Annotated in this window: 23 protein-coding genes; 3 read left to right on the forward strand and 20 right to left on the reverse strand. The window is 50.5% G+C overall.

Going from position 1 to position 23284, the window contains the following annotated elements:
* Positions 1 to 65 precede the first annotated feature (65 nt).
* The 3 genes from QNH46_RS13225 (at position 66) to QNH46_RS13235 (ending at position 2816) form a co-directional block, all read left to right on the forward strand.
* Positions 66 to 1216 (forward strand): IS3 family transposase gene (locus tag QNH46_RS13225; protein ID WP_430691933.1). Its coding sequence is split into 2 segments (ribosomal slippage): positions 66 to 327 and positions 327 to 1216, totalling 1152 coding nucleotides; the frame shifts between segments, so codons are not numbered across the junction.
* A gap of 179 nt (positions 1217 to 1395) precedes the next feature.
* Positions 1396 to 2037 carry a thiamine diphosphokinase gene (locus QNH46_RS13230; protein WP_283924734.1) on the forward strand — a complete coding sequence of 214 codons (642 nt, stop codon included), beginning with the start codon at positions 1396 to 1398 and terminating at the stop codon, positions 2035 to 2037.
* A gap of 257 nt (positions 2038 to 2294) precedes the next feature.
* Complete coding sequence (locus QNH46_RS13235; RefSeq protein ID WP_283924735.1) at positions 2295 to 2816, forward strand: C40 family peptidase; 522 nt, start codon at positions 2295 to 2297, stop codon at positions 2814 to 2816.
* A 150-nt stretch (positions 2817 to 2966) separates the two neighbouring features.
* Here the strand turns inward: QNH46_RS13235 and QNH46_RS13240 are convergent, their stop codons facing one another.
* The 20 genes from QNH46_RS13240 to rnz all read right to left on the reverse strand — a co-directional run bounded on the left by QNH46_RS13240 (position 2967) and on the right by rnz (position 23248).
* Positions 2967 to 3644 carry a winged helix-turn-helix transcriptional regulator gene (locus QNH46_RS13240; RefSeq protein ID WP_283924736.1) on the reverse strand — a complete coding sequence of 226 codons (678 nt, stop codon included), beginning with the start codon at positions 3642 to 3644 and terminating at the stop codon, positions 2967 to 2969.
* A 114-nt stretch (positions 3645 to 3758) separates the two neighbouring features.
* The gene (locus QNH46_RS13245) at positions 3759 to 4838 is read right to left on the reverse strand and encodes a ThiF family adenylyltransferase (RefSeq protein ID WP_283928434.1); all 1080 of its coding nucleotides are present in this window, start codon (positions 4836 to 4838) and stop codon (positions 3759 to 3761) included.
* A gap of 54 nt (positions 4839 to 4892) precedes the next feature.
* Positions 4893 to 6440: an ABC-F family ATP-binding cassette domain-containing protein gene (locus QNH46_RS13250; protein ID WP_283924737.1), complete on the reverse strand. Its 1548-nt coding sequence runs from the start codon at positions 6438 to 6440 to the stop codon at positions 4893 to 4895.
* Positions 6441 to 6528: 88 nt separating this feature from the next.
* The gene (locus QNH46_RS13255; RefSeq protein WP_283924738.1) at positions 6529 to 7509 is read right to left on the reverse strand and encodes a hypothetical protein; all 981 of its coding nucleotides are present in this window, start codon (positions 7507 to 7509) and stop codon (positions 6529 to 6531) included.
* Positions 7496 to 8047, reverse strand: coding sequence for a hypothetical protein (locus QNH46_RS13260; RefSeq protein ID WP_283924739.1), 552 nt, complete (start codon positions 8045 to 8047; stop codon positions 7496 to 7498). The genes QNH46_RS13255 and QNH46_RS13260 overlap by 14 nt, the downstream gene beginning before the upstream one ends.
* Positions 8048 to 8059: 12 nt before the next feature.
* Positions 8060 to 8479: a hypothetical protein gene (locus QNH46_RS13265; protein ID WP_283924740.1), complete on the reverse strand. Its 420-nt coding sequence runs from the start codon at positions 8477 to 8479 to the stop codon at positions 8060 to 8062.
* A 7-nt stretch (positions 8480 to 8486) separates the two neighbouring features.
* Complete coding sequence (locus QNH46_RS13270) at positions 8487 to 8984, reverse strand: ABC transporter permease (protein WP_283924741.1); 498 nt, start codon at positions 8982 to 8984, stop codon at positions 8487 to 8489.
* A 20-nt stretch (positions 8985 to 9004) separates the two neighbouring features.
* Positions 9005 to 11068: a hypothetical protein gene (locus QNH46_RS13275; RefSeq protein ID WP_283924742.1), complete on the reverse strand. Its 2064-nt coding sequence runs from the start codon at positions 11066 to 11068 to the stop codon at positions 9005 to 9007.
* Positions 11058 to 12866 (reverse strand): P-loop NTPase family protein, encoded by a 1809-nt coding sequence (locus tag QNH46_RS13280; protein WP_283924743.1) that lies wholly within the window; start codon positions 12864 to 12866, stop codon positions 11058 to 11060. The genes QNH46_RS13275 and QNH46_RS13280 overlap by 11 nt, the downstream gene beginning before the upstream one ends.
* A gap of 3 nt (positions 12867 to 12869) precedes the next feature.
* A complete protein-coding gene (locus QNH46_RS13285; RefSeq protein ID WP_283924744.1) occupies positions 12870 to 13721 on the reverse strand; it encodes a hypothetical protein in 852 nt (283 codons plus the stop codon).
* Positions 13714 to 14403, reverse strand: coding sequence for a hypothetical protein (locus QNH46_RS13290; RefSeq protein WP_283924745.1), 690 nt, complete (start codon positions 14401 to 14403; stop codon positions 13714 to 13716). Before QNH46_RS13290 ends, QNH46_RS13285 begins: the two co-directional genes overlap by 8 nt.
* A 16-nt stretch (positions 14404 to 14419) precedes the next feature.
* A complete protein-coding gene (locus tag QNH46_RS13295; protein ID WP_283924746.1) occupies positions 14420 to 15319 on the reverse strand; it encodes an SAF domain-containing protein in 900 nt (299 codons plus the stop codon).
* Positions 15320 to 16822: a serine/threonine protein kinase gene (locus QNH46_RS13300; RefSeq protein WP_283924747.1), complete on the reverse strand. Its 1503-nt coding sequence runs from the start codon at positions 16820 to 16822 to the stop codon at positions 15320 to 15322.
* Positions 16823 to 17002: 180 nt separating this feature from the next.
* Complete coding sequence (locus QNH46_RS13305) at positions 17003 to 18067, reverse strand: SAM-dependent methyltransferase (RefSeq protein ID WP_373870984.1); 1065 nt, start codon at positions 18065 to 18067, stop codon at positions 17003 to 17005.
* Positions 18068 to 18138: 71 nt separating this feature from the next.
* Positions 18139 to 18489, reverse strand: coding sequence for a cyclic-phosphate processing receiver domain-containing protein (locus QNH46_RS13310; protein ID WP_244996571.1), 351 nt, complete (start codon positions 18487 to 18489; stop codon positions 18139 to 18141).
* A gap of 29 nt (positions 18490 to 18518) precedes the next feature.
* Positions 18519 to 19382, reverse strand: coding sequence for a deoxyribonuclease IV (locus tag QNH46_RS13315; RefSeq protein ID WP_283924749.1), 864 nt, complete (start codon positions 19380 to 19382; stop codon positions 18519 to 18521).
* Positions 19372 to 20190: an Fpg/Nei family DNA glycosylase gene (locus QNH46_RS13320; protein WP_213592479.1), complete on the reverse strand. Its 819-nt coding sequence runs from the start codon at positions 20188 to 20190 to the stop codon at positions 19372 to 19374. The genes QNH46_RS13315 and QNH46_RS13320 overlap by 11 nt, the downstream gene beginning before the upstream one ends.
* A gap of 30 nt (positions 20191 to 20220) precedes the next feature.
* Positions 20221 to 21027 carry a TIGR01457 family HAD-type hydrolase gene (locus QNH46_RS13325; protein ID WP_283924750.1) on the reverse strand — a complete coding sequence of 269 codons (807 nt, stop codon included), beginning with the start codon at positions 21025 to 21027 and terminating at the stop codon, positions 20221 to 20223.
* Complete coding sequence (locus tag QNH46_RS13330) at positions 21024 to 22109, reverse strand: Gfo/Idh/MocA family protein (RefSeq protein ID WP_283924751.1); 1086 nt, start codon at positions 22107 to 22109, stop codon at positions 21024 to 21026. The genes QNH46_RS13325 and QNH46_RS13330 overlap by 4 nt, the downstream gene beginning before the upstream one ends.
* Positions 22110 to 22312: 203 nt before the next feature.
* Complete coding sequence (gene rnz / locus QNH46_RS13335) at positions 22313 to 23248, reverse strand: ribonuclease Z (protein ID WP_283924752.1); 936 nt, start codon at positions 23246 to 23248, stop codon at positions 22313 to 22315.
* Positions 23249 to 23284: the final 36 nt, after the last annotated feature.

A 23284-nucleotide genomic window follows, 5' to 3' on the forward strand; every position in this document is an offset into this window, starting at 1 on the left:
GTAGACAGTGAAAAAAGAGTCCATGTATTATGGATTCAACACAGTTGACCGGAGGGGATTTTTCTATGCCACCAAAGAAGGGGCAGACGTTTGCCAAATACAGCGAGGAAACAAAGAAAGAAGCAGTACGACTACGTACAGAAGAAAACTGGTCGTATTCCATGATCAAAGAAAAGTTGGGAATCAAGAGTGATGCACAAATCATTAGCTGGGTGCGTAAAGCACAGAGGGGAGAAAGCTTTGAAGATTGTCGCGGACGATGGACGAAGAAGCATTTTAGCAGCGTAGAAGAAGAGAATGCTTACCTGAAAGCGCAGGTGGAATACCTAAAAAAGCTCAATCCAAATCTACACGGGGAGGGAAGTTGGATAAGCAAGCCCGGTTCGAGTCCATTCGAGAAATGAGCCCGCTTTATCCGCTCGTGAAGCTCTGTAAGATTGCAGAAGTGTCACGAGCTGGTTACTACAAGTGGTTGAATACATTGGCAGATCGAGAAGCAATGTTAGAAGCAGATACCATGTTAAAGGATCACATCTTGGCCATTCATCGATTGCGGCCCTATTTTGGCTATTATCGCATGCGTACCGCTTTACGGAAGGAGGGCCTCCTTGTTAACCACAAAAAGGTCCGCAGGCTTATGCGTGAACTTGGAATACGGTCCGTTATTCGGAAGAAGCGTCCCTTCACCGGTTATAAACCCTCCGTCATATTTCACAATGTCTTAAACCGAAAGTTCGCGGCTGAAGCTGTTATGGAAAAATACGTAACAGATATCACTTATGTACGAACGGGTAATGACTTTATTTACCTATCCGTTGTCATGGATTTATATAATAATGAGATCATTGCTTGGAAGCTTAGCGAACGAAATGATCTCCAACTCGTACTTGAAACTGTGAAACAGATTACCGCTCCTGGAGCCCTTCTACATTCCGATCAGGGTTTTCAATACACGACTAAAAGCTATGCAGCCTTATTGGACGACCTAAGACTCGTAGGAAGCCACTCAAGGCGCGGGAACTGCTTTGACAACGCGTGTATTGAATCATTCTTCTCTCATCTAAAAACGGAAAAACTGCATTTAGAAAAGCCTAAATCGATCGGCGAGGCTCAAGAGCTTATCGCCCAGTATATCGATTATTATAATCACGAACGGTTTCAGAAAAAACTCGGCGACCGCTCCCCAGTGGAGTACCGGGAAACGATCGCCGCTTAGAACACTCTTTTCTTACTGTCTACTTGACGGGGCTATGACCATTGCGGCTTCTCTTCTTGCTTCTTATATAATGCACGCACTAAAACCATTGTAGTCTGACCTGGTAAAATTGTGCAAGCCTTAAATCTGTTTTATACTGGAGTTGGGGCATGTTCCGCAAAATGAAAGGAAGTAGAGATATGACTGAGAAAAGAGTGCTCATTTTTGCAGGCGGCAATATGAATCCTGTATTTTTGGAGGAGATCAGGCAGAATGATCTGGTGATAGGCGCAGATCGCGGTGCATTATTTCTCGTAGAGCATGGTATCCACCCTCATATCTCCGTCGGAGATTTTGATTCCATTACACCGGAGGAGCTGGAGAAGGTTAAATGTGCCAGCGGCAAAATCATTACATGTGATCCAATAAATAAAGATTTGACGGATACCGAGCTGGCCTATGTAACCGCCATGGACAATGAAGCCACAGAAATCATCATGATGGGCGTGACCGGCTCAAGGATGGATCATACGCTAGCCAACATTCAAATCATGCTCCGAGGATTGCAGCACCAGGTCCAAAGCGCAATTTACGATACCCACAACTATATTACGCTTACCGGCTCCACCATCACCATCCAGGAGCACGGCTTCACTTACGCATCTTTGGTTCCTCTTACGCCGGAAGTGACCGGGATAACACTGGAAGGGTTCATGTATCCCCTAGACAATGCAACGCTTCGGATGGGGCAATCGCTTGGGATCAGCAATCGTCTTATCGGTCAGGAAGGAACCATCCGGATCGAGAGCGGTCTGCTTTTAATCATCCAAAGCCGGGATTAACACAAAATTTAAGACAAAATTGTAACTTTTAGTTGCATACGAAAGAAACCTTGATGCTTCAAGGTTTCTTTTCTTTTCTCAGCATGGATTTACTCTATATTCTTAATTTTTTGTAACTTTAATGATATTTTAATAAACGCCTTCAAAGCTATGGGAGACAGCGAGCTCCGCAATTCTACCAAAATATAGCTGGTATCAAACCTGTTATACTTCAAATCGAGCCGGTCAAAACAAAAACTTTGGAGGTACACAACAACATGAAATTACACACTATATCCCAAAAAGTATTGACGGTAGGTATCGTTTCAGCTATTGGCTTTGGAACTTTGCTTGCAAGCGGAGGCGGTACGGCACAAGCGGCTGCTGCTCCTCAAAGCGCAGAAAGCGTTGCTGTTTCTAAGGGAACTCAAGTCGTTAACTTCGGAAAAAAATATATGGGCACACCTTATAAATTCGGTGCATCGACTTCAACAACAAGTGTATTCGACTGCTCTTCATTCATGAAGCATATTTTCAAACAATATGGCGTTAACCTGCCACGTACATCCGCTGCCCAATCCAAAGTAGGTAAAGCGGTATCCAAATCGAACCTTCTTCCGGGCGATCTGGTCTTCTTCTCCAGCGGCAGCCGTTCGACAGGAAGCAATATTACGCACGTAGCCGTATATATGGGCAACGGTAAAATCCTGCACACTTACGGTAAACCTGGGGTAACGATCTCTGATTTGAACTCCGGAACATGGAAAAGAACTTACATCAAAGCTCGTCGCGTACTGTAGTTTGTATCGAATCGATTACGTCCGAATGTTAGCATCAGCAGATGCTTACGATATTGCAATGGGACTGTATAACTGACTCATATCTTCTATCATCTTGCAAAAGAGGCTTCCCGGCAGATTACTTCTATCAAGGGGGGCCTCTTTTGTTCATCAATGCATCATATAGCCGGTTCCCCGGACGGTATGGATAATCTTTCGAGCGCGGCCGCGGTCGACTTTTTTGCGTAAATGGCGGACATATACATCTACGACATTCGTACCGGTCGCAAAGTCATACCCCCATACCTCCTGTAAAATATCATCACGATGGCATACGGTATTGGCATGCTTGGCGAGATAGACGAGCAAATCATATTCCTTCGGAGTCAGCTTGATGATTTCCCCTTCCCGGAATACTTTGCGGCTTTTCGGCTCAATACGCAAATCCTCGAAAATGATCTCGCTTGGTTGGCCGTCGTTTAATCTCATGAACAGCCTGACCCAATGCTCCATACGTACGGCCAGCTCTTCGAACGGGACGCTGCCGTCTACGACGTCGCTCGCCCCGGCTGCGAATGCCCCGACAAGCTGCTCCGTACTTCGTTCAAGAAGCACGGCTACGACGGGAAATGATAGCACGCCTTCATGAGCTTTAAGCAGCGCCATGGCATCGACGTCCGACACCCCTTTTTCAACCAGCATAATGTCTGGCCTTTGTTTAAGCAGCTCTTCCTTCGTCACATCTTTGTTGCGGAACCAAGTGACGTCATATCCCGCTTCCTTCAGCTGCCGGTACAAACGGCTGCTCTCCCGGGAATCCCCTCCTGCCGATAATATGTGAACTTCCATACGATTCGCCGCCCACCTTCTGCTCCACATCACGATTTTATTAATTAAGATGGACAAAATGCAAACAAACCATTCCCGAATTTAACGGAAATGGTTAGCTGCTTCTATCTTACTTTAGCCGAAGTACCTGTCATAAAGCACTTTGGCTTCTACAATATCCTTCGTTCCATGGATCAATGCCCGCCCGTCTTTGAATAATACCAGCCGGCGCTCTCCAATCGTATAGGATAGCAGAAACTTATTGAATTCTGCCGTCCCTTCCCCAAGACGCATCAGGGCATTGGCCGTCTCCTCCAAATTCCATTCCCGCGGTTTAGCCGGACGAATTTGGACAGTATCCCTGCCGCAGAGCACTTCGGTCTTTCGTGAGCCCGAATGGGACAAATAGGGATAGGCTGGTTGCGAGCCGCAGGACGGACAGTCTGGCTTCCGGGCCGCATCCATCTTGAGCGCCGCCTGCTCATTGCGCCATAAGTCAAATGTCAGCAGCGTTCCTCGAAGATACTCGGTCTGTCCCGTGAGCAACTTCAGCGCTTCTGTTGTCTGATGGGCAACAACCGTCTGAACCGTCGGCGGAATAATCCCTGCTGTATCACAAGTATCGCCGCCAAGCGGAATTGAGCCCAGCAGACAGTTCAAACAGGCGGTCTTCCCTGGCAATATCGTATACGTAATGCCATAGCTGCCTACGCAGGCACCGTAAATCCAAGGAATTCCCTTCTTCTGGGAAATGTCGTTAATAACCATTCTCGTGTCAAAATTATCGGTAGCATCCAGTATAAGCCGGATTCCCGGCAATAAGGAGCTTATTTCAGTATAGGTCACATCCATGACATGAGCTTCAATGGTCACTTCGCTATTAATCGCTTGCAGCCGCTTCTGGGCAGCGATTGCCTTAGGCAGCCGGAGCTCGGCATCTTCTTCCGCGAACAGCTGCTGCCTTTGCAAATTGCTCCATTCCACGTAATCCCGGTCCACGATGACTACACGCCCAACGCCAGCCCGCACGAGCGTTTCCGCAATTCCTGTGCCCAGCGCTCCAGCGCCTACGATAAGAATAGCGCTTTCCGACAGCTTGCGCTGCCCTTCCGGACCGATCATCGCAAAACGTTCCTGCCTGGAATACCGGTCCGTCCGGTCTCTTGTTTCCGTGGACAAAACTGCTGCCGAGGTTTCAGATCGCTTGCCTTGCATTCCCGCTCCGCTCCTTTTCATCAGAAAACTATGAATACCTGCTGCACAATGGCCTTATTTCGTGGACCACTGCTCGACGTCCCAAACCTTCGTTACCCAATCTTCGTAAAAGTCGGGTTCGTGAGATACGAGCAGCACCGTCCCCTTGAACTCCTTCAGCGCACGCTTCAGTTCCTCCTTGGCCGCTACGTCCAGATGGTTCGTCGGCTCATCGAACAATATCCAGTTTGTCTCGCGCATCATCAGCTTACACAGCCGTACCTTGGCTTGCTCGCCACCGCTCAGCGCTTTAAGCTGGCGGGTGATGTGATCGTTCTTCAAGCCGCAGCGCGCCAAATGCGCCCTTACTTCATGCTGGTTCAGATGCGGAAACTCATTCCATACATCATCAATCGGCGTGCCGTTTCCTGGGCGTACCTCTTGCTCGAAATATGCCGGATACAGGAAGTCCCCCTGATACGTTTTGCCGCTAATCGGCGGAATCTTGCCAAGAATCGTCTTTAGCAGCGTGGATTTGCCGACGCCGTTACAGCCGACGATCGCGATTTTCTCGCCACGCTCAATCGTCATCGACATTTTAGGCAGCAGCGCATGCGTATAGCCGATTTCAAAGTCGATGCCTTCGAATACCGTCTTTCCGCTCGCTCTCGATTCTTTAAAGCCGAAAACCGGCTTAGCGGCTTCCTCGGGCTTGTCGATCCGCTCCAGACGATCCAGCTGCTTCTCCCGGCTCTTCGCCCGGCCGGAAGTAGAATACCGCGCTTTGTTGCGTTGTATGAAATCTTCCTGCTTCTTGATAAACTCCTGCTGTTTCTCGTAAGCCTCAATATGCTGATTTTTGTTGATGTCAGCCATTTCCAGGAACTTCTCATAATTCGCCGAATAACGCGTCAGTTTGGCAAATTCCAAATGATAAATGACGCTGACGACTTTATTCATGAACTCGGTATCATGCGAAATGAGAATAAAGGCGTACGGATAGTTCTGCAAATAGTTCGTGAGCCATTGGATATGCTCCACATCCAAATAGTTCGTCGGCTCGTCAAGCAGCAGGACGTTCGGCTTCTCCAGCAGCAGCTTGGCCAGAAGCACCTTCGTCCGCTGCCCCCCGCTTAGAGTCGAGACGTCGCGGTCAAGGCCGATCGCGGACAATCCTAACCCGTTCGCCATTTCCTCAACCTTCACGTCGATCAAATAGAAATCGCCGATATCCAGCTGCTCCTGAATTTCGCCCATCTGCTCCAGCAGCAGCTCTAGCTCCTCGGGCGAGGCATCGGCCATTTTCTCCGTAATTTCCATCATTTCCTTCTCCAGCTCCAACAGCGGAAGAAATGCATCCTTCAATATATCTCGAACCGTCTTGCCAGGTGTCAGCCTCGTATGCTGATCGAGGTATCCATACCGTACCTTCGGCGTCCATTCGACCTTGCCTTCATCCTTCAGGAGCTGTCCGGTCAAAATATTCATTAATGTGGACTTGCCTACGCCGTTTGCCCCAACCAGGCCGACATGCTCACCGGCCAACAAGCGAAATGAGACATTCTTAAACAAAGTACGGTCCCCGAAATTGTGGGAGACGTTCTCTACAGTTAATAAACTCATATTAGCGACCCTTACTCCTTCTATATGACATTCAAGAACCTATTTTAGCATAAGTGGGAGAAGGTCTGAAACAGTTTTTATTTAAGCGTCAGCGGCAAGTATTCTCAAAATATCCCTTAGCCGCCGCATCCCTGCGGTTCGTGAATGCTTGTTCAATACGGTAGCGGGGCGGGCAGCCTTCCCGAAAAACGTAACGAAGGCCCGTCGTTTCATCGATGCCTCCAACCAGCAGCTTGCTTTGCACCAGTCGTCCTCCGCCAAAGGCATAATTATTATAATAACGATCACCCACCGGAATGCCCTGCACAAACACAATGACACCGATATCATTGAGCGTATTCGTCCAGTCCTCCTGGGACAAGGCCGGTAATGTAAAAAGATAATTTACTCCGATCCGTGCTGCGTATTCGTTATGACGATTCATGTATCCTGCTATGTCCTCCTCAATAGTTCGCACAATCGTCGCTCGCCTAACTTGTTCAAACGCTTCAGCGTCCTGCAACAATGGAATGGCCGTCGCAAGACTGAGCTCGCTTTGTCTCCCTCTCAGCCACTCGCCCGATCGGCTCTCGTATGCCGTAACCCGATTATCCAGCGTAAATGCAATACTGTTGCCGGACTGATCCGTGTATACATACGGTTTTTTCGGCCCCCAGCGATGCGATAATTCAGACTCACCCGTCCCGGCCTCCTTGCTCTCATGCACGGCATAAATAGAAAATCCGTCATATTCAATGACCGCAATTACCGGTATATAAGCCAGCATTGCCCTCTGGGCAATCGGATCATTCTCAATACCTAAATGAATTGACAACGTCTCGATGAACGCAGACAGGGCTTCCTCCTTATCCGTTCTCATAAATTTCGCCGAACCATATCCGGTTTCGTAATGCTGCAGCTCATTTAGATTGAGCGCATGAGCAGCATCCTGGACAGCCGTGCGGAGAGCCGAGGTATAGCGCAGCTGAAGCCGGTGAGCTTCCCTTAGATCCCCGGTATGCAGATGAAGAACCCATAGATAGGGCGAAGCGATCAGCACGAAAATCATCGCCCAATCAGTAATCTTCATTGAGCACCATCCCCCCGTAACTCATGGCATTCCATCCGCCGGGGTTTGCAGCTCCATATAAAAAATCATTCAGCACCGTCATCGGCGTTCGCTCCAAACCGGTAATGGTTACCGTGAAATAATCGCCAATTTCCATTTCATACCTGGGGCGCCCGCTTGCGCCGGCTGGAGCTTGCTCAGGAAAAAGCAGCGGCAATATGTCATGGTCATAATAATCTTCATAATGAATGCTGAATCGGCCTAAAAAGGAATCAGGGTCGGAAGTATCACTGTATTCCGGATGATATTTTTTGTGACGGTGCACGAGTTCGATCTTGTATTCGCCTCCTGCGGCACCAAGCTCATGGACAAAATCCCTGTACATCGATGCCGATAAATATCCTTTATTTCGGACCGCGTCAGCAAACCGAACCAACGTGTTGTATGCCGCGAGCGCCCGATAACCCTCCTCCCTCTGTGCCGATTGAACAGCCGGAACCAAATACAGCAAGACGACGGCCAATAGCGCTGCAGAAATTTTAGATAAAGCGTTTGACATCGTTCAGCCCCTTTATTCCTTTTGAAAAGCTATTTTTTGCACGCGGCCTGCGAAATCGTAATCCATCAGCACATGATAGCTCGCCTTTAAGTCCAGGAGGGCTGCTGCTTTCATTACAGCCGCATCCTGCAAAGAATAATCATCGCTGCCCGCTTCGTTCAAATCCACCATCCTCCCGTCTATTTCAACGACAACGCCTTGTCTGGCCAGTTCTGCCAAGCTGTGTATGATTTCAGCTCCGCTGTACCGCTCAGCCTGTATTTCAATACCGATCGCAGTATGGATACTGTCCTTTTGACCCTGCGTAAAAGGGATTAATCGATCCAAGACGTCCTGCTCCAGCCGGGACTGATCTACCGCAAGCCACAAAGCGCTAAGACACGCCATACAACCAATGAGCAGCCATAGAAAGCTTTTCAGTACACTATTCATGTCATTATTAAGGGGATGCGAGCACAGTCGTCTGCGTAAAAATAATTCCTCTCACAACGTTCGAATTATCTTTAATTACTTTTGCTTTGAACTTGCCGCTCGGATTGACATATTCATCCAGTATTTCGTTCCAAGAATTGTTGATGTTGCCGACCTTATCGCTAATGACGGCTCCGAAATCTTCAATCGGCACATGGTTGCCCACACGAAGCATATTGCCGTACCACTGGCCATTCTGATTTTTTCCGGTCTTCACCTGGATTCCGAATTGCTCCCGGTCCTTGAACTTTCTGAGAGCATTCGTTACCTGTGATCCGCTGACGGTCGTATCATCGTAAACCGTAAACGACGCCTGCGACAGTTCGGTCTGGATATCCGAGAAATTGTTCTGCGCCGTTTTGGTGGCCTCTTGCGCGGATACGAACAAAATAACCACAATTGTAATAAGCGCAATCGTCAGGAAAATGCCGGCTGCAACTTTTAATGCGGATGAAGCATTATTCATTTTATCATTCCTCCAAATCGCTATAATTTCTGAATATGTTCGAAATACAAATCCATCTGTTTGAAACTCATCCATATGAGCGGGATAACCAAATAAGCGAATACGAGGCTGTACATCGGCGTAAAACCAATCATTCGGCCGAGTTCTGCCCGGGTATCCAGCGATTTCTCGTAATCGAAGCGCCTGCGCTCGAATTGAAACGACATCTCATGCTCCAGATCATCAAATGCTTTAGCAACGGTAATTTTCTCTGCGGCAAGCAGCAGCTTGTCCACGAACCGTCTGAACTCTGCGAGAGCAACTTCTGCTTTCATTTCTTGTAGAGCCGTTTCTCCGCCCTGACTGTAGTTGAGCAGGCATTTCTCTAACGGCGCTTTGAAAATGACGGCATATACATAGAGCCATTCCAAAATTTCTTCCACTGAAATCCGCTCCAGCTCTTTAAAAATCCCCACCATCGTCATGAATTGATAGACTTCTTGGAGCATATCCGAAAGCCTCATTTTGCGCTGGAACCACAGCAGCCAAAGCGGCATCGCGAATGCCAAACAGCCTGCGGCCAGAGCGGCAGCAACCTCCCACCATTTCAAATACTCCCGGTCAAGCCTGTTGAGCTTATCAACGATCCGGACCGCCATGGCGGTCAACTCGTCTTGGCTCAGCGTTTCCCCCTGGGCTTCGAGGGCTGCCTCAGCGGATTTCAAAACGGCATCATAACCAGCCTGGGAAGACATATTCATCTCTTCTATCGCCGTTTTCTCCAAAGCAGCGAGCCTCTCGGCCCCTTCCTTCTCCTGAGGTGTCATCGCGCCGAAGAATATCGTGCTCTGCGGCGGCTCCCTGAGGATTTGATGATAAGTGACCACGTGCAGCGCAATGCAGAGAGCAATTGTCGAAACGAAACCTAACAGAAAGAGACCGACCCTCCTTAGTTGAAACCATTCGACTCTCATTTGCAGATTGCTGTCCTTGAACAATTGCGTAAGCCGATAGTATGAAAACGAAGATCGAGGCGGAACGAACCACTGGACGGCGTTTCTTATCCAGCGGATTTTGTAAACCCTGGCCTCCCAGCATATTTTACTGCCGGATGCCCGGTATGCTGTATCTTCTTCATTTTTTAATTTTTGCAGCAAAATAAAGGAAATCAGTATGATCAAAAAAATGAGAATCTTAAGCACAATCCCCGCTTTGCTTAAATAAAAATGATCCATGAGCGGGAAGTTCCGCCTCGCCCACATCTCGATCGGTTTTGTAAAAAATATAGGTGCAAGGGCGATAACATGCAGCCCCTTCAGCAAGTAGTCCAGTTTAGTACGGCGAATAAGGTCGAGTTGAATTTCTTGCGTCAGACTGGCGACCGCCCGCAAAAACACCGAACCCTCCTTCGAAGTCTTGTCGCCGAATTCCATAACCAAGCTGGATATTCCCGCAAACGCCTTTAAGAACCTGCTGGGCGCTGTCTCGTAATATTGCTCCAGCCCTTCCTGCTGCTTAGGTGCAGTCAAGGCTTCATGGATGCGGTAGGCCTGGGCACCGATCTCCTCACCGAGCCCTTCCGCTGCTTCGTCGATCGCATCGGTAATCATGCCGTGACGATGGTAGGCATGGCGCACCGCTGCAAAAAACTCCAGCATATGCTCCAACAGCTTGCGTTCAAGGCGATTTACGAAACCGTCCAGGAACAGTCCCTGTAAAACCGCAGCCGTAATTAATAGCGTCACGAAAAACATGATGTTCGGGTTCATCCAGGTCAGCAAGGTGATGCCCAGGCCGAAAGTAAGCAGGAGCGCATAAACGAGCATCATCGTTCTCCTGCGCAGCTCAAATTCGGCATACGTATGCATCAGCGACAATTTCCCGCGTACCTTGCGGACATAATAGCGCAGGGGAGGCACTTTTAGAAATATGGCATAGGATCTCAGCAGAAAAGCAGTGATATGCTTGCGAACGTAAGCCGCTATGCTCTGACTGCTATCCGTAAGAGATTCGAGACTGGAGATACGCCTAGAGGCCGCCCATAAACCGATGCATAACAGCACAGAGAAAATTAGAATCCAGATTAATACTGTTCTAAGCTCCAATCTCTTCCCTCCAGTAACGATCCAGAAAACGTGCAAAAGCCGCACTGTCCTCTGTCGTCATTTCTCCGGCCATTTCCTGTCTCATGCTCAGGGAGATTGGCTCGACAGGGATATATGTTCCGTCCCGGTATTCCAGCACCACCCTTTCACGGTAACCTTGCTTCTGGCGGTCGCACTCCGTTATTTTTTCGATATACCGCTGGCCGGACATATCCTTCCGCAAATGGACATCGAAATCAATTACGCTGACGACCTGCCGTTCCGCTATCTGTTCATCACGAAATACGCCTGTCTTAAGCAAGGAATTGCGCAGCGATTCGATCAGATCGCGAAACGTTTTGGCATGATGGGTAAACAGGGTGAACAGGCTGGCCACCTGGGCCATCTGAATCATCCAGGACGCTACATCATCGGTGGCCACTTCGCCAAGTATATTCACGGTACCGTCCGTCTTCTTCTGCAAATCCAACCCGGCCTGCCCCGACACATACTCCGTCTCCCGGAACGTCATAATATTTCTATTGCTGTACAGCTTGCGCAAGTTCAGTTCAAAGGACATCTCTTGAACCCTCAAAGTATAGGTGGGATAAATGTACTTCACCAAGGCCATTAACATCGTCGTTTTGCCGGAGCCCTGGGAGCCGGTAATCGACGTAATCCTGCTGCCTTTCATCAGAAATTTGAGCAAGCCTATCGGCAATTCGGCATCTTCCCCGACAATAAGCTGCTCCAGCGCTGCGCTGCGCAAATCGAACTTCCGGACGAAGAAGGCCCATGATTCGGCAAAGGGCGGCCGAACGACGACAACCCGGGAGCCATCCTTCATTTCATTGACCTTATAACCGTTAGCCTCGGTTAGCTGGCCAGGTAAATTGTATTTATATATGTTCTGGCAAACCCGCTTGAGTTCCGCCTCTTCCCCGAAACTCATGAAGGACAGACGAATGCTTTTGCCCATATAAAAAATCCAGACGCTTTCCCATATCCAGGATTTTGCATGACCGTCTTCATCGTCCGTTTCTCCACGGCTTTCCCAGCCAAACTGGGGGCCGGATCCCAAGGAACCCCAGTCATCATCCATAGCAGCAATGCCGTTCACTCCCCCGCTGAACCCGTCAATCCGCTGCTCCTTAATCTCGTCTACCACCGAAAAGCCTTTATACTGCTGATAGACGCGCTGTACGAGAATATCCAGCTTCTCCCGAAAGGCAAGCTCCCGGTATTCGGCATAAAACACCTCGTCGATATCCTCGCTGTTAATATCGTAATAGGCAGCGTCATCATGTCCATTCGCCTGCTTGGGCTCATCAAGTCGATAGGTCTCAATCAGCATCGCTAAAGCCTTATCGCCGAAGCGCTGAGCATACAAATACAAGACAATTTCGAACCGGTCCTGGGACGTCAGCCGTTCGCGATGGTGGAAAGGGATATACTTGCCGATCGTCTGCTCATTGACACCGCAGCCCTTGATCAGCAAATCCTTAATATAGGATTTCACGTACCTTTTATCACCCCGGTCGCCCCAGGTGCAGCCCCGAAGCGCTTTCCGAAGCTCTGCGCGGCTCTTTAACTTACGCTGCCAGGCGTCCTCGCTCATGCCCCAATCATTCAGTTGAGCCCTGCTCAATTCATGAAGCTGTTTCTTTACATAGGCAACAAGCGTATCTATTGGAGCGGACTCTTCATGAAATGCCGATTGGGCGGGGGTCTTCTCTACGGAGAGGGCTTTGATCCAAACGTAGGCGATACCCAACAGCAGGACGCATAATATACCGAGCAGGTTGGCAAATTGGGTCACTGGTCATGCTCCTTTCACATTGCTGTCCAGCGCGGTGTCGCTGGCCCGCTCCTTCGATGAAAGCGCTAGGCGAACAAGCTCTTTACAGCTAAATAAAAATTGCTCCCTCTCGTACCCGCGCCCCTTCAACAACCTGTACCGCCGGAAGAAGGCGATGATATCCTGGCCGTTCCATGCATCGCTAAACTCGGTATGATACGGAATACCGATCATCGGCACCTCACAGTTATAACGGCGCTTAATATTTTGCAGACTCCATTTCGAAGCGGCATCATACTGGTGGATGACAATAGCTTGGGGCATCTCGCTGTCCGTCCGCTCCATGCTGCCGTTCATTTCAAAAAAAGTATCCAGCTCGACCCGATTTTGCCGAAGTACCGCAACAAGCGTATCTTCACTGCGAGGCAGCCAGTTGTTCTGTACAAGAGCATGGACGCCGGATAACTGCATAACAATGATGTCATAGTATCGTTCGGCGATATTGAGGATCGCTCCCAGCTCTGCAGAAAGAAGCATCTCACTCGTGCCGGCGCCTACCGGCTTAAGGCCATCAACCATATCGAGCCGTCCCGGCAAAAGCGGATAAGTGTAATCCTTCATGTCAGCCTGAAGCAAACGCTCACTTTCGGCAAGGCGGATTAGCGCCTCCATGCCATGATCCTGCACGGGCAAGCCCAGATCGTCCTCCATCTCCTTATCACGCAATGAAAATCCTTCCTCTATGCCTGTACCGGCAGCTCCGCAATTCATGAGCAGCAGATGATATTTCTCGTGCAGGCCCCCTTGTACTCCAAAGGCCGCAGCGACCTCTGCCGAGCCGCCATATCCCATATCCCAAAAAACGACTTTACTCATGCCTGCTCCTTTCCGCTTTGCGCAGCGCTTTTTGTACCGTTCTGAATTCCCATCCGGCCAATTGGCTTATCAAATCGGCAATCGCCCTTTTATAAGCACGGGTAATCCGGTTCAAGCGCAAGGTTTGGGAATGCTCATTCTCCGTTTGCACGGCAACATTGATTTCATCAAAGGGGATTCGAATATTCGCTTCCGTCCAGTCGATAGGCAACTGCTCCATCAAGCTCATTACATATCGCTCATCAACATAAGTGTCCATCGCCCGCGTAAACACAGGGCGTACTTTCAGCCCGCTAAGCTGCGGCCACATCTCGAATAAACGGCTGAAAAATTCGCAGCTTCCAGCGATTTCATAACGGTCATAGCTTGCGACCCAGACCACCTGCCCTGCCTCGCTCCATAGATGCCAGCCCGCTGGAATCAAGTGATTAACATCATACAGGCAGAAATCGTAAGTTTCCCAGCTCTCCGGCTCCTCCATTTCGGGCCCTGCCCGAAAGACGTCAAACCCGTTAAACTCGGTAATTTCCTTCCCTCCAGAAATTCCGCCGATCACATAACGGTATTTCCCCCGATCAGTGGCATCGATCAGAAGCACTCGATGTCCTGAAGTGGCCAACACCTTGCAGATGTAAAGCAGCAAATCTCGTTTATCCGCAGCGCCCGCAAATATCCAACGCACCACCACTATCAGCTCCTTAATACGTATTAGGCACCATCTCGAAACTATCGCCGGAAGACGCTGCCTCTGCGTTTCGATCGGCGTGGCGCCCTGCGAATTCCACTGCATTCTGGGGCGACAAGACGGACAAATCAGCTTCTAATATTTGCCTTGTGGAATGGGATAAAGCATGCTCGGCCCGTGAAACAATATTGGGGTCTTTCTTAATCAGTTCCAATACGGCCTTGTTTGCCGGGTAAGTCGGGATGGCCTTTGCCTGCAGCTGCGGCTCCACGTATGCAAGCGCGTATATTGAAGCCTTATGCAAATACGCATCCACAACCGCACTGGAAAGGGACAATATTTCCATTTCATTCAGCGTTACCGTCACCAAGCCCCCGTTCAACTGCTCAATTTTCTTCTTGGACAGCAGAATATAGTCTTGACCAGTCGGGAATTGAATGCGCACGTCTACGACGTCATGCTTCTGAAGCGCGGCGGGAAGCTGGACAAAGCCCATTTCCCTCCAGCGCAGATCATGGGGCGTAGGCTCGTCCGCGTACAATAACCCGGGTGTTAGCAGCGTCTGTGACGTCAAGGCAATCTTGACGCTTTTTCCGGCGATTTCTTCTTTAGACTTCATGAAATTGGCGGGCACGCTGTCCGCGGGAAGCTCCACTCTTCTTAAATCCTCAGAACGGATAGGATGTCCCGCGGAGATATCCCGGGCAAGCACCCATCCGGATACCGATCGGCGTTCTTTCTCCTCTTTAAGCTCCTGAATTTTGCTCTCATACTCTTGAACAAGAGAAGTTCTCATGTGATGAACCTGCCTCGCTTGATATATGGCATAACCGGCAAACAGGAGACCAACAATTCCTGCGCCCGCCAATCCGGCAATCATCAACTGCTTTGTCCGCTGCCTCAATCTGGACATCTAGTTACCGCTTCCTTTCCAACGTTTTCTCCTAAAACCAAAGCCCGTCACTTCCACCCGTGAACTCTTCGCTGCCTCGGGATAACATACTTTCATCAATTCGCCCACCATTGCCTGACCAGGCTCAAATGGATCGCTCTCCTCAGCAATCTCATACACCCGATCGGTGCCTAAATGCTTGCGAAGCCGGCGTTGTGCCCCCCTCCCGCCCAAGGGAATGAAGCAGACCCATCTGCGCCGAATGGCTTCGCCAACCCGAAACCCGATGCTTAACGCTTCCTCCTCCCGCCATTCAGCCCCGGAAACGACGAGGATCGGCAAATCAGCCCGCGAGAACTCCTCAATCAACTCCCTGCGCCCGGTGGAACCAAGATCGCAGATCACGAACTCATATCCTTCAGCAAGCAGTTCGATCCACTCAGCCCATGAGGGATGACGTACATAGTCGACCGCATGAATTCGAAACCGCTGCGGTACGGAAGCATGATCCGCCCTCGATTTCGCCCGTCCTGTAACCGCATGGGCAAGTTGTGTAAACGCTGCTGCGCCCGCCTCCATCTCAACGACAGCCACACGCTTGGAGTAACGGGATAACGCATGAGCGATCATGATTGCCGTATGGGTAACCCCAATTCCTGGACTCGCCCCCATTACTGCAATCACGCTGCAGCGTTTGGGCCGTCCAGCCTCCTCGTGTTCCCGAGCCCCCGCAATCAACGATAGCGCCCGGCTAGTCTCTATCGCCGATGGGTATCTGTCCTGGGGTTCGGCCTGCAGCAAGCGCTGCAAAACAGGAAGCAATCGCTCATAACCATTCCTGCGAATTACGCTTGCCGCCTCCTCGGACCAAACACTGTGCGCTCCCCCCGTTCCGAGGTAAAGGAGAACCGCTCCTAAGGAATATAGATCCGTCCGGCAATCGCTTTGCCTGCCCCCATACTGCTCTGGGGCGGCAAAGCCTGCCGAACCGATCAACACCGTATCCTCCGCCTGATCCTCCTTGTATCTCCGGGCAATTCCAAAATCGATAAACCTGATTTCCCCATGCTGGTCCACCAGCAGATTGGCAGGCTTCAAATCCCGGTGGATGATCGGTGGCTCATGGCAGTGCAAATATTGAAGACCTTCGCAAATTTGCTGCCCGATGGATATTAAAGAAGGCAGGGTCAATTCACTTCCTTGCCTTTCCGCGTAGCGGTCTAGATGCTCTCCTTCTACATAGTCCATAATCATGTACAAGTGACCCGTTTCGGACGGTCTAGAGATGTCTATAATTCTTGGTAATCTAGGATGATCCAAAGCAATTAGCAGCGCCGCCTCCTCTTCCAAAGAAATATTGAAATGCATCGCTGGAGCGACTACCTTCATCGCCCATACTTTGCCAGGCAGCTTCAGATCGGATACCAGATAGACCCGGCTCATGCCGCCTGCTCCAATCATGCGTTCAATTCTATATCTGCCCGCAATGATTTCGCCGGCAGCCAGCACCTCGATCAATGGCAAGCGAAAACCTCCTTCCACGCGCAAAAAAAGGGAAAGCATCCATGCTTGATGCCCGGTCTTGCCGGAGCATAATCATGGGATACTTTCCCTTTATTGGCTGTTTGTATAATTTTGGAACCAGTATACGTGATCGAACGGCGTTTTGTAAAGTCCTTTTTGCCGCCCTTTTAATTAATGATATTAATATTTAATCATATATAGTGTTATTTCGTCCCGATTATGGAACAGCTGTTTCGCCCTTTGCACCTGCAGACGAGACTCCTGAAATATACCGATCACCTCTTGAATAAGAGCCATCGGCTTCTTGCTCAACAGCTTGACCGTAACGATGGCCGTTCCGCCGGGCGCCAACGTATACAACAAATCGCTAACCAGCTTCGCCGTCAGCTTTGGGCTCCAGCTCATATCGCAGACCAGCAAATCGAACTGATGCTCCCGAAGCTTCACTTCGCCGGCATTTTTTCTAAGTATGGTTAAATTCGGAGCATTCAGCAGCGATGGGTGCATTTTGGCTGGATCCACCGCCGTCACACTAAGCCCCCGCTCTAGCAGAAAAGAAGTCCAGCCCCCGGGAGCGGCACCGATATCCAGCGCCTCGCGAAACGCCGTAAAATCAACGCCGAAGACCAGCTCGGCCTCGAGCAGCTTGAATTTCGCCCGGGATATCTGCCCTTCCTCCCGCTGAAAGCGCACAGCACCGCCGTTCCAGTCTGAAATATTATCAGCCGGCCGCGATACTCCGGCATAGAGGGACTCTTTCCCTACGAACACCGAGAGGATATATTCGGCATCGCGAACGACGAAGTCTGCGTTCAAGCCGCTTAATTTGCTTTGGATCAGATCTTTTAGCTCTGCTGCGGGACCGCTCCAAAGCGAATTCTCAGTTTTCCTAGGCTGTACGGCAATTTTTGCCGCATTTCTCAGCCGCTGGTCGGAAAGCGCATTTGCCGCTAGCTTCTCCATTCCCTCCGCAAACTCATCTTGTCCGAGTCCGTTCCATTCCCAATCAATTTGGAATATATGTCTCAGAAAAACAGGCGGCCTCTCCGAAATCGCAGCAATCACACGTTCTGCTGGTTCCTGCAGCGTTACGCGAAGCACTTCTCCTGGTATCAGCACGGTACTTTTCACCGCACCGAATAATCGGCGAAGCTCCTCTTGCGCATACGGCGCAAAGCCGTGATTGGCTGTACAGATCCACTGGCTCTCCGGGCTTGTCGCCTCACCTGATCCGCTTAATGAAATATCTTGACTACTCAACGCAAAACCCCCAGAAGTAATGGCCGCCATCCAGCACGGCCTTAAAGTGAACTCATCTAATTGCGGGCACTTCTTCTAGCCATGCCCTCGATTTCATCCAGGCGTTCAAATGGAATCGGTCCATTATGCAAAATAACGCACTCCGGCTTGTTCTGGTATAAAATTTCGTACATGCTTTTTTTCCCGGCCATACTTGATGTATGCAAGAAAATCTCTCTTGGATACAATCCTTCCCGCGCGATGGCTGCAGCCACCTCGGCCCCCGTCTTCTCGCCCGGCCCCATATCGTAATCCAGCGACAAGATGTCGACTTCGGAAATCCGCAGAAGCTCTATGCACTCATCGACGGTCCTAACCAACGTAAACCCTGAGGGACAACGCCGCAAATCATCCATATACACATGAATCAATGTTCTTCGTCCTTTCCCGCGGAATTTCAGCACCAGGCTTTCACCCACCGCCTCACCCGTTCCATATCTTCTCTATAGGTTCCATCTTCGCCTTTCTCACTCTCGAAAATCCATGGTATTCCCCGCACCTGATCGAGTTGCAGGAGCTTACGGAAGCCTCTTTCGCCAATGTAGCCCGACCCAACCCGGGCATGCCGGTCTTTCCGTGAATGTGCTGGATATTTGGAATCATTGAGATGGATTACGGTTAATCCGCTCCAATAATCCAATTCGGCCGCTTTGCGGGCAAAGATATTGTCAGCTTCCCCGACCCACATTCCCGAAGCGAAGGCATGGCAGGTGTCGAGGCAAAAGCCGATGCGTTCGGGCGATTGGCACAGCTTACGGATCTGAACCAGCTCCTCCAAGGTCATGCCCATGTCTCCATGGTCACCGGCCTGATTCTCAATAAGCAGCTTAGCTTTGCCTTCCCAGCCGGACAGCACCTTATTTATACATTGTATAATATTTTGATAACCTTGTAAGGGGTTTCCAGTCTTAAATGTACCAAAATGGACAATTATTCCCATAGATCCGCATGCTTCTGCAATTTCAAGATCATTCCGCAGCGAACGAACGGTTCTTGCAAACTGATCAGGCGCTGCATGCAAATCGACCGCCAAATTGCTCGGATAGGGAGTATGGGCCACAGACCGTATTCCGTGCTGTTCGCAAAGCGTGCGGCAGCGCTCGGCATCCTGGCGGTCAAAATCTTTCACCGACAAGCTTCTCGGATTTTTTGGAAAATACTGAAACGCGCCTGCACCGGACGAAATCGCGAGTTGTGCGGCTCCCGCATATCCGCTGCGGATGCTGAGATGCCCGCCGACGATTGGCTTCTTAGCGGTCATGCTGACAGCCCGGGCTGTAGAAAACCTTTTTGCCGGCAATTTCGGTCTTGACGATTTCGTCCCCGCAGCGGTAGCATTTTTCCCCTTCCCGGTCATACACCTGGCATAGGTCATTGAAACCGCCTGTAAGCTTGTCATCCTTTGTCAACGGAAGCTCCATATAGCCCCCTGCTTCGGTAGCGTGGATCAGAACGTCGCGAACCGCTTGATATAGCGCAGACAAATCGTCCTCGCTCATATTTTGCAGCTTGGCGGATGGCCGCAATCCAGCCGCGTACGCGATCTCATCCGCATAGCAGTTGCCGATTCCGGCAACGATTTCCTGATTTACGAGCGCGGTCTTCAGGCTGCCCCGTCGCTTGCTGAAAATCGCTTTGAACTTCTCTTCGTTCATTTTTCGGTCGAGCAGCTCCGGGCCCAAATCCGACAGCAGCTCCTCCGCTTCCTTTGCGGTATGCAAATGCAAATAACCTAGTCTAAGGCCGATAAAATACAGCACCATGCCGCCTTCGAACGAAATCTCGACTTGCGTGCTGCGGTTCGGACGGTCCTCCAAAGTGCCCAGGTACAAAAGTCCGCCAAGCATCAAATGCAGCAAGAGCCGGCGGCCGTTGTCCAAATGAAACAGTAAATGTTTGCCCCGCCGCTCAATAAAAATAACTTGTCTGCCCAGCAAAGCATTCGTAAAAGCTTCAGGCTCCAGATTTACCGACTTCTCCCGGTGAATTGCGATTCTTGTTATAGGCAAATCCAAAATATGCTTGGATAGCTGAATTCGATAATTATCCATTTCCGGCAGTTCCGGCATTGTCATCTTTCCCTTCTCTATCTCATTAACCTATCTTGTTGATTTCAGCGAACTGACGACCAGAGACTGAACATCGGCCAAGCTGTCGCAAATTTGATCCGGCCTCACTCCGGTTTTTGCCTGAAGCTCAGACAAATTGCCGCGGGTCGTCACTCCGGTCAACGCCAGTATGGTGCCGCACCCCGCATGGGCTCCGGCTGAGATGTCCGTATACATATTATCGCCAATTACCGCGGCCTCATCAGGACGTACGCCCAAACGGTCCATGGCATGCTTCATCAAAATTTCCGACGGTTTCCCAATGGTGACCGGTTGTACGCCAGAAGCCGCTACGATCGCCGCGGAAATGGTCCCTGCCCCCGGCATTAAGCCATCCTGACCCGGCAGCAGCAAATCCGGGTTCGTCAGCACATATTTCGCCCCGCCTGTAATCCACCTAGCGGCTTGAGCCAGCTTCTCATAGGTAAAGGAGCGATCAATGCCCTGCACCACATATTCAGGCTGCTCCGAATCGATGGTCAACCCGGCCCGCTTCAACGCCTCAATCAATCCATGCTCCCCAATCGGCGCTACCCTAGCTCCGGGCTGCAGGCCTGCAATATACTCTGCGGCAGCCACAGCCGACGTACATACATCCTCCGTCTCGGCGGGTATGCCCAATTGGCGTAAATGCTCGGCTACGTCAGCGGGCGTACGCGAGGAGTTATTGGTTACGAATAAATAGGGGATTTCATTATATCTCATTGCATTAATTAGTTGATCGGCCCCGGGAATCATGCGATTTCCATGATACATCGTGCCGTCCAGGTCAATCAGATATGCCTTCCAGTTCGTCAACGCTCCCACTCCTTCTTCCGCACTTGATCAACGTATTTCTCTACGCGCAGCGCGTCAGCAAGCGTAGGTGCCAGCCCTGCAAATTCATCATCTCCGGCAAGTCTCAGCATGAAATGATATAGCGCGGCAAAATGGGAATCGACGAATACGCCCATCGTGGCCTTAGCATCAGGGAGAAGTTTGAGGCCTACAGGCTCAGGCATGTGGGTGAGCGCGCCTCGAAGCAGGTGAACCTGCGGAATAACATCCTTTTCCAAATCCATAACGATGCTTCCTTTGGTCCCGACAATCTGAACCGCAAAGGCATCGCTTCCCCATGCTATGCGCGACACCTCCACCATACCACGGACACCCGTAACCGTCTCAAAATTTATGGCCGCCCAATCATCGACTTGAATAGCCACTTTGCGTTCGTCCCCCGACTGAGCGGGGCGTTCGTTTACGAAAGTCTCCGTTGTACCGCCGATTTGCGCTAAATCTCCAAACCAGTGGCAAATGAGATCAAGCGCATGAACTCCAATATCGGTAATGGCCCCGCCGCCGGACAGTTCGCTGCTGACCCGCCAGCTGAAAGGGCGTTCCTGGTCCAGATAGCCGGAGCGAAGATAAGATATTTTACACTGCAGCACCTGGCCGATGCTCTGCTGCCGCAGCAGCTCGGAAGTCCGCTGAACGGCCGGATGATAGCGGAACATTAGCGCAACCTGTGCAGTTAAATGCTTGGGATATTGATCCGCCGCTTGCACGGATTCATAATAATTATCGGCAATCGGCTTCTCGCAGTAAAGTGCTTTGCCCGCATCGCCAGCCACGCGAATACTCTCGGGATGCAGGGCATTTGGAGTACATACGCTGACCGCAGCCACCGATTCCCGGCTTACCGCTTCCTCGATGTCGTCCGTGATGTGCGCAAAACCCATGGCTAAGGCTTGCTCTTTATGTACATCCGGTTTCCGTGTCACTAATGTGTCCAGCACCGGCACAAATGGAGTTTTCTTAAGAACTGGCAGTGTCCGCAGCGCAACGATATGCGTCTTCGCGATTGTACCAAAGCCATGCAGAACAAAAGGAATTTTCTTCAATCCGCACCCTCCCGTAATGTTTGCTTCTATTTATTCTACATAGAAAAACAAAGCGGAAGCAAATTTCCCGCCTATTTTGTATGCTCATTCCGTAAAATAGAACCACATCAAGTCGAAAGGCATCGAAGCGGGGACCTGCCCTCGCCGTGTCCTTAGCAAACTTTGAAGCGGCCTGTCATTTCCTGCGCTTTCCCGGAAAATATTTATGAGCCTGATGTCCGTTCTATCCCGTACAATACGTGCTCTCTAGCGATTACGGCGTCCGGGAATATTTCCTGCGCCTCGCGTTCAAGCTGCATGATTTGATCCTCGTATTTATAACGCGAGCTCAGGTGCGTCAGGAACAAGCGCTTGACGCCCGCTTCACGGGCCGCTTCCGCGGCCTGGCGGGCCGTACTGTGAAAATAAGTATGCGCCGTATCCTTCATCTCATGAAGAAACGTCGACTCGTGAACCAGGACATCCGCATCTCGTGCTAGAGGCAGTACGGAGCCGCATGGACGGGTGTCTCCTAGAATCGTGATGATTCTTCCTTTCTTCGGTTTGCCCTGTACTTCGGAGGCGTGGAGGATCCGTCCGTCCGGAGCTTCCACGCTCTCGCCGCGCTTTAATTTGCCATAGAGCGGCCCAGGACGAATGCCGTAGCTCTCCATTGTGGCGGTGTCGAGCTTGCCGGGCAAATCCTTCTCCGTAATCCTATATCCGTAGCTGGCTACCCGGTGCTCCAGCAATGAGGCTTCTACCCTGAACGAATCATCCTCGAACACAATTCCTCCGTCATGCTCGACAATATCGAGGCTATAGCTGATGTGCGACTCGCTCAGCTCCAGGCTGGTATGAATATATTGCTTAAGCCCTCGCGGTCCATAAATCGTCAAAGGATCCTCACCGCCCTGATAGGCGCGGCTGGAGATCAGCCCCGGCAGACCAAATAAATGGTCCCCATGCAGATGTGTGATGAAGATCTTCTCCAGTTTGCTGAGTTTGAGAGGAGAACGAAGAATTTGATGCTGCGTTCCTTCTCCGCAATCAAACAGCCAGAAGGACCGGCGCTCTTCAAGCATGCGAAGGGCGACCGAGGTCACGTTACGCTCCAAAGATGGAACGCCTGCATTAGTTCCCAAAAAGTAAAGCTCCATTCTTCTCTCTCCTTTGAGCTGTAGGTGTAGTTGCCA

It is taken from the genome of Paenibacillus woosongensis (assembly GCF_030122845.1).
GTDB lineage: Bacteria > Bacillota > Bacilli > Paenibacillales > Paenibacillaceae > Fontibacillus > Fontibacillus woosongensis_A.

Bases quoted from the DNA above. Each gene is read 5' to 3' on its own strand.
- QNH46_RS13230 (WP_283924734.1), top strand. From the start codon at position 1,396: ATGACTGAGAAAAGAGTGCTCATTTTTGCAGGCGGCAATATGAATCCT.
- QNH46_RS13235 (WP_283924735.1), top strand. From the start codon at position 2,295: ATGAAATTACACACTATATCCCAAAAAGTATTGACGGTAGGTATCGTT.
- QNH46_RS13240 (WP_283924736.1), bottom strand. From the start codon at position 3,644: ATGGAAGTTCACATATTATCGGCAGGAGGGGATTCCCGGGAGAGCAGC.
- QNH46_RS13245 (WP_283928434.1), bottom strand. From the start codon at position 4,838: ATGCAAGGCAAGCGATCTGAAACCTCGGCAGCAGTTTTGTCCACGGAA.
- QNH46_RS13250 (WP_283924737.1), bottom strand. From the start codon at position 6,440: ATGAGTTTATTAACTGTAGAGAACGTCTCCCACAATTTCGGGGACCGT.
- QNH46_RS13255 (WP_283924738.1), bottom strand. From the start codon at position 7,509: ATGAAGATTACTGATTGGGCGATGATTTTCGTGCTGATCGCTTCGCCC.
- QNH46_RS13260 (WP_283924739.1), bottom strand. From the start codon at position 8,047: ATGTCAAACGCTTTATCTAAAATTTCTGCAGCGCTATTGGCCGTCGTC.
- QNH46_RS13265 (WP_283924740.1), bottom strand. From the start codon at position 8,479: ATGAATAGTGTACTGAAAAGCTTTCTATGGCTGCTCATTGGTTGTATG.
- QNH46_RS13270 (WP_283924741.1), bottom strand. From the start codon at position 8,984: ATGAATAATGCTTCATCCGCATTAAAAGTTGCAGCCGGCATTTTCCTG.
- QNH46_RS13285 (WP_283924744.1), bottom strand. From the start codon at position 13,721: ATGAGTAAAGTCGTTTTTTGGGATATGGGATATGGCGGCTCGGCAGAG.
- QNH46_RS13295 (WP_283924746.1), bottom strand. From the start codon at position 15,319: ATGTCCAGATTGAGGCAGCGGACAAAGCAGTTGATGATTGCCGGATTG.
- QNH46_RS13315 (WP_283924749.1), bottom strand. From the start codon at position 19,382: ATGACCGCTAAGAAGCCAATCGTCGGCGGGCATCTCAGCATCCGCAGC.
- QNH46_RS13320 (WP_213592479.1), bottom strand. From the start codon at position 20,190: ATGCCGGAACTGCCGGAAATGGATAATTATCGAATTCAGCTATCCAAG.
- rnz (WP_283924752.1), bottom strand. From the start codon at position 23,248: ATGGAGCTTTACTTTTTGGGAACTAATGCAGGCGTTCCATCTTTGGAG.